At 46.5% G+C, this 6,323-nt stretch carries 5 protein-coding genes; all 5 read left to right on the top strand.

Features of this window, described 5'->3' with window-relative positions; genetic code table 11:
* Positions 1 to 283 precede the first annotated feature (283 nt).
* Positions 284 to 2,356 carry a serine/threonine-protein kinase gene (locus PseudUWO310_RS15265; protein WP_142602718.1) on the top strand — a complete coding sequence of 691 codons (2,073 nt, stop codon included), beginning with the start codon at positions 284 to 286 and terminating at the stop codon, positions 2,354 to 2,356.
* Between the two features lie 191 nt (positions 2,357 to 2,547).
* Complete coding sequence (locus PseudUWO310_RS15260; RefSeq protein WP_142602716.1) at positions 2,548 to 3,798, top strand: SufS family cysteine desulfurase; 1,251 nt, start codon at positions 2,548 to 2,550, stop codon at positions 3,796 to 3,798.
* A 4-nt stretch (positions 3,799 to 3,802) separates the two neighbouring features.
* The gene (locus PseudUWO310_RS15255; RefSeq protein ID WP_142602714.1) at positions 3,803 to 4,366 is read left to right on the top strand and encodes an adenylate kinase family protein; all 564 of its coding nucleotides are present in this window, start codon (positions 3,803 to 3,805) and stop codon (positions 4,364 to 4,366) included.
* A 12-nt stretch (positions 4,367 to 4,378) separates the two neighbouring features.
* Positions 4,379 to 5,488: a DNA-processing protein DprA gene (gene dprA, locus PseudUWO310_RS15250; RefSeq protein WP_142602712.1), complete on the top strand. Its 1,110-nt coding sequence runs from the start codon at positions 4,379 to 4,381 to the stop codon at positions 5,486 to 5,488.
* 216 nt (positions 5,489 to 5,704) lie between these two features.
* Positions 5,705 to 6,214 (top strand): DUF1993 family protein, encoded by a 510-nt coding sequence (locus PseudUWO310_RS15245; protein ID WP_142602726.1) that lies wholly within the window; start codon positions 5,705 to 5,707, stop codon positions 6,212 to 6,214.
* Positions 6,215 to 6,323 lie beyond the last annotated feature (109 nt).

Genomic DNA, 6,323 nt, shown 5'->3' with positions numbered 1-6,323 from the left:
CTAGAGAGCGTACCGCCCGCGTAGCGGGCGGTACGCTCTGCAAGAGATGTTAAGTACCTCAGCATAATTAAAATCCACATCTAAAACCTGCGGCGCACGCTGCGCGTACGCCGCAGGTTTTAGGGTTTTATATTTAATTAAGCCCACTTACTTAAGTATCTGGGCACAATTTAAAGATAAAATCCAAGAACCTGTAGCGAACGTTGTGTAAGCCGCAGGATTTGACTCTGTTTTTTAATTATCAAGATCGCAATCGCATCTAAGACATACCCATAAATAACTTATGAGTCTTACAGTAGGTCAAATAGTCGGTGGTCATTACGAAGTGACAGCACGATTGGGTGGTGGAGGATTTGGCGAGACCTATCTCTCACAAGACTTACATCTTCCCGATCGCCCCATTCGAGTCATCAAAAGGCTAAGTCCGCATATTCAAGAAGCTAGCGTCTTGCAACTATCGCGAAGGCTTTTTGAGACCGAGGCTCAAGTTCTCTATCGTCTAGGAACCCATCCCCAAATCCCCCAACTATTTGCCCACTTTGAAGAACTATCCGAATTTTATTTAGTTCAAGAATATATCGATGGCAAAGATCTCAGCTACGAACTCCCGCGCGGTAAAATTTGGGAACAGTTCGCCGTTGCCGATCTATTACAAAGTCTCTTAACCGTTCTCAGTTTTGTTCATCAAAATAATGTCATTCATCGGGATATTAAACCTGAAAACATCATTCGTCGGCGGGATGGACAGCTTTTTTTAATTGATTTTGGCGTTGTCAAGCAAATTGTTACACCCACAGCCGTATTAGCAGCACAGGCGGATACGGGCTACACCGTAGGCATTGGCACTCCAGGGTATATGCCCAGCGAGCAGGCTCATGGAGAGCCAAAATTTGCCAGCGATATCTATGCGATCGGAATGATTGGGATTCAAGCCCTCACAGGAATCCCGCCCAATCATCTTGCGAAGGATGATAATCTTGAAATTTTGTGGCGAGCATCCGCTCCGAAGGTCTATCCTGAATTTGCCGACATTCTCTCCAAAATGGTGCGGTTTGATTTTCGGCAACGCTATCCTAGTGCCGAACATGTGTATCGGGAAATTGCCGAGTTTGTGAATCGCTATCCCGTCTCCAAAGTCAATCACAGTTTGCCAACCGTTCTGATGAGCGCGGAAAACTATCAAAGACGGAATTCCTATAGTCGTGACCCAGAGGAACCCATACGCGATCGCCAAGCTCAAACCTCCCAATCTCAAGCCCAAGAGAGTATCTGGCGACATTTTCAGCCTTGGCACATCGGCTTAGGCATTGTTACCCTCGGCGCGATCGTTATTACAGCCCTGATTCTCACCTTTGGGTATTCCCACAAACCCTCTAATCCTAACAATCCAGACCTATCCCCAGAAAGTTCCGAACCTTCCGAACCCTCTCCCGCACCAACACTCTCCACCAATGCATCGAGTTCTCTTCCCACTCTGATTAAGGAATTTTCGATAAATGGCTCTAAGGATGCCATTTATGGCGTGACCATTAGTCCTGATAGCCGCATCTTAGCAGGTGCAAGTTCCGAACGGATTATCGAGCTATGGGACTTACAAACCAGTAAAAAATTGCAGACCCTCAAAGGACATACTGGGCGGGTCTATGACATCCAATATAGCCCTAATGGCAAAAGGTTAGTCAGTGCCAGCGACGATCGCACTGTAATTATTTGGGATGTTGCCACAGGTAAGCTGTTAAACAAACTGGAAGGACATCAGGAAAGAGTCTATACAGCCATTTTCAGCCCCGATGGAAAAACGATCGCCAGTTCGAGCGGCGATCGGACGATCCGTTTTTGGAATGCCGAAACAGGGAAGTTAATCAACGTTCTATCGGAAACATCTTGGGTTTACGATGTTTCATTTACTCCCGATGGTAAATTTTTGATTAGCGGCTCTAAGGATGGTGCAATCCGCCTATGGAATGTCGAAACAGGAAAAGCGATTAAAACTCTAGTAGAGACTGGTAGCTCCGTGCGATCGATCGTCTATAGCAATGATGGAAAAACGATCGCTAGTGCCATGGAAGATAATACGATCCGCCTATGGGATGGGAAAACAGGGCAATTCAAGGATTTGCTCACAGGACATACGGGAGAAGTCCATACGATCGCCTTTAGTAGCGACGATCGTTTATTAGCCAGTGGCAGTGCCGATAAAACCGTACGTATCTGGTACTTAAAAGAAAAGCGAACACCGCAAGTTTTATCGCAGCACGAGCGCGGCGTTTCCTCGGTAGAATTTAGCGAAGATCGGAAATTGCTGATCAGTGGCAGTCTCGATGGTAAGGTAAAAATCTGGAAAATAGCCAATTAGAGAGTCATCAATTAAATCGCCAATTACAGCTATAGCCAGTTATGTTAAGACATAAAACCCAGAAGAGTGTTGCGGCGCAAAGCGCCGCAACACTCTTCTGGGTTTCGACTCCCCATTCACCACCCCGTTCTTTTTGGGTTTGGAACTGTTAAAATACAGGTAGCAGTTACGACAGCAACTATGTAAGCCTCATGACATTAACCTACGAAAAGACCTTGGCAGATCGGGTCAGAGCGGATTTTGAAATTTTAGATCAAGAGGTCAATGATAAGCCCCTCATTTATTTTGACAATGCCGCCAGTTCTCAGAAACCCAAGTCAGTAATCGCTGCTTGGAAATATTATTACGAACATGACAATGCCAATGTTCACCGTGGCGCACATACCCTCAGCGCCCGCGCCACCGATGCCTATGAAGGAGCGCGGGACAAAGTAGCCAAATTTGTTAAGGCAAAGTCCTCTGAAGAAATTATTTATACCCGCAATGCCAGCGAAGCAATTAATCTCGTTGCCTATACATGGGGATGGACAAATCTGAAGGCGGGTGATGAAGTCATCCTTTCGGTAATGGAGCATCACAGTAATATCGTGCCTTGGCAGTTAATCGCCCAAAGAACGGGGGCAGTTCTCAAGTTTCTCGAACCTACGGTTACAGGCGAACTGAGCATAGAACAATTTAAATCGCTACTTAATGCGAAAACGAAACTAGTGGCGATCGTCCATGTTTCCAATACCCTTGGCTGTGTAAATCCAGTGGAAGAGATAATTGCTTTGGCTCATGCCCAAGGAGCGAAGGTCTTGTTGGATGCTTGCCAGAGCGTCCCCCACATGCCGATTGACGTACAGAAACTTGATTGCGATTGGTTAGTTGCTTCAGGACATAAAATGTGTGCGCCCACGGGAATTGGTTTTCTCTATGGCAAACGCGACCTCTTACTAGAGATGCCTCCTTTCATGGGTGGTGGAGAAATGATCGCTGATGTGTTTCTCGATCATTCTACCTATGCGGGTTTGCCCCACAAATTTGAGGCGGGTACACCTGCCATTGGTGAAGCGATCGCTCTGGGTGCAGCAGTAGATTATTTAATGGCGATCGGGATGGATAAAATCCACGATTACGAACAGGAATTAATTAATTACATGATGGACTATCTCGATGATATTCCTGATATCAAGGTTTACGGGCCGCGCCACCATCGCGCAGGTTTGGCATCCTTTTCCCTCGATCATGGCATCCATGCCAATGACCTATCAGCCATGCTCGATCAAGATGGCATTGCGATCCGTTCGGGACATCACTGTACACAGCCCCTCCATCGATTTTTAGGAATTAGCGGTACGGCAAGAGCTAGCGTCTATTTCTATAACACTAAAGCGGAAATTGATACCTTTATCAATTCCCTTAAAGAAGCGATCGCCTTTTTTAAACATGTGATGGCTTAGTCCTATGACCAGAATCGTTCTATTAGGTGCATCGGGTTCAGGACGAACTACCCAAGCTCTACATTTACAGGCTCGGTTACGCTTGCCTGCGATCTCAACTAGCGAAATTTTGCGTTTAGAGATCGCAAACGCCACGGATCTGGGCTTAGAAGTAAAAAGATTTGTTGATGCTGGTGAGTTCGTTCCCGATCGTCTCACGATCGAGCTAGTGCGATCGCGTTTAGGAATGCCAGATGCCCAGCACGGATGGATTTTAGAGGGTTATCCCCGTACAGCTTTTCAAGCCGAGGAGTTAGATTTTCTGCTAGATGAATTAGCGACTCCCCTTGACTATGCGATCTATTTACAGGCTTCTGAAGAGACATTAATGCAGCGATCGCGAGCCCGTGGTGGCTCTGACGATAGGATTGAGATCGTGCAAAAGCGCATCGAGCAGTTCTTTGAATTGACTATTCCTCTATTGGAATATTACGGTTATAAACAGAAATTACTAACAATCGATAGTGAGTTAGACATCGCCACGGTTAGTACTCGTATCGAATATGGTATCGAACATTTAGGGCAATAATTGTTAAAACCCATGAATCTCAGTCCCAATTCCGAAAGAGCCTATTGGTTAGCATGGTCGCAGATACGCGGCATTGGGTCAGTATTAACCAAGCGTCTGTATCAATCCTTTGGTTCCATGTCCGAGGCTTGGCAAGCCTCCGCAAGCGCTCTACAAGAAGTCGAAGGGATCGGCGGTCAGACCCTTGAATCCATACGACAGGCTCAGGGTGAGGTGGAGCCCCTGTCTTTATTGGCGGTACATGAGCATCGCAATCTCAATTTTTGGACACCTAGCGATCGCGAATATCCTCAACTACTATGGGAAATTCCCGATCCGCCACCAATTCTCTATTATCAAGGGCATCTCACCACTTGGAACGAACGCAATACCATCGCGATCGTCGGTACGCGCAGCGCCACTCCCTACGGGAAGCGTTGGACGAAAAAACTTGTTTCCGCTTTAGCCAGTCACGGATTTACAATTATCTCTGGTATGGCGGAAGGCATTGATGGCGAAGCCCATCGAGCCTGTTTGGAAGTTGGGGGACAGACCTTAGCGGTAATGGGAACGGGGGTTGATCGCTTTTATCCCCCCAAGCACAAGTCTCTTTACGAGCAGATCCTCGCTTCAGGGCTAGTCTTGAGCGAATATCCCCAAGGGACTCCTCCTGACAAAAAACATTTTCCAGCCCGCAATCGCATTATCGCAGGGCTCAGCCGCGTTACCTTGGTGATGGAAGCACCCGAACGATCGGGAGCCTTAATCACCGCCTATCAGGCAAATGAGTATGGACGCGATGTCTATACCTTACCTAATTCCCTTGAAGTGAATGAAGCAAGAGGTTGCTTAAACCTATTGGGCAAAGGCGCACAGGCCATTTTAGGTGTAGATGAATTACTAGAAGCCTTAGGAACATTGCCGAATTTAGATACGCCTACACCAACGATCGCCATTACCGATTTGCCTCCCATGCAACAAACCATTCTCCAAGCGATCGGTTTCGGTGACCCCGTGGGCTTAGATTGGATTGTCGAACAAACTAAAATCCCTTCAGGGGAAGTGTTAGGAACCTTAACCCAATTAGAACTAATCGGGGCGATCGCCATTTATCCAGGAATGCGATATCAAAGGTTGACGTGAGATTAACTTGAGAAGAGTTTGACGTATAGAGATAGCTATGTGGCGTTGCAAAGCAACGCCACACAGCTATCAAGGTTTTTCAATTGAAGAAATGGCGTAGCCATTTCTTCAATTGGGATAATACCAATTCCCCATAGAACGAAGATGAAGTAGCGATCTGTTATAGTGATGACTGCGTTACAAAGATTAATTTATCAAGAAACTGGAGAATCGGTAATGACCATTTCGATGTATCAGGTTGCAGTGCCTTCCGTAGTGCGATCGCTAAATAATTTAATCGCAATTCTCGAAAAGGGGGCTGCCCATGCTGAAGCCAAAAAGATCGATCCTTCAGTACTAATTGCCAGCCGTTTGTATCCTGATATGTTGCCTCTCAGCCGCCAAGTTCAGATTGCGTCGGATATTGCGAGACGTGGCATAGCAAGATTGGCTGGCACAGAAGCTCCTGCCCTAGAAGATAACGAAACTACATTTGCGGAGCTAGGCGATCAGTTGCGCAAAGTGCTTAGTTTCATTGAGACTTTTACTCCCGAACAGATTGATGGTTCTGAAGAGAAGGTAATCGCTTTACCTATCGGAAAAGAGACAATGACTTTTGCGGGACAAGCCTATTTATTGTTCTTCATTTTGCCCAATGTTTATTTCCACGTAACGACTGCCTACGATATTCTCAGACATTGTGGGGTGGAACTGGGCAAACTCGATTTCTTGGGCGCACGTCGGTAAGTAGCTGGGCATAAAGCCCAAAAGAGGGTTGCCGCGCTCCGTGCGGTAACCCTCTTTTGGGCTTTATGCCCAGCTACAGTAAGGGTTTTAAAATCACAAAATGGCTACG

The organism is Pseudanabaena sp. UWO310 (assembly GCF_006861605.1).
Lineage (GTDB): Bacteria > Cyanobacteriota > Cyanobacteriia > Pseudanabaenales > Pseudanabaenaceae > Pseudanabaena.
Note: the sequence above shows the minus strand (reverse complement) of the source record. Positions and strands in the feature narration are given on the sequence as shown.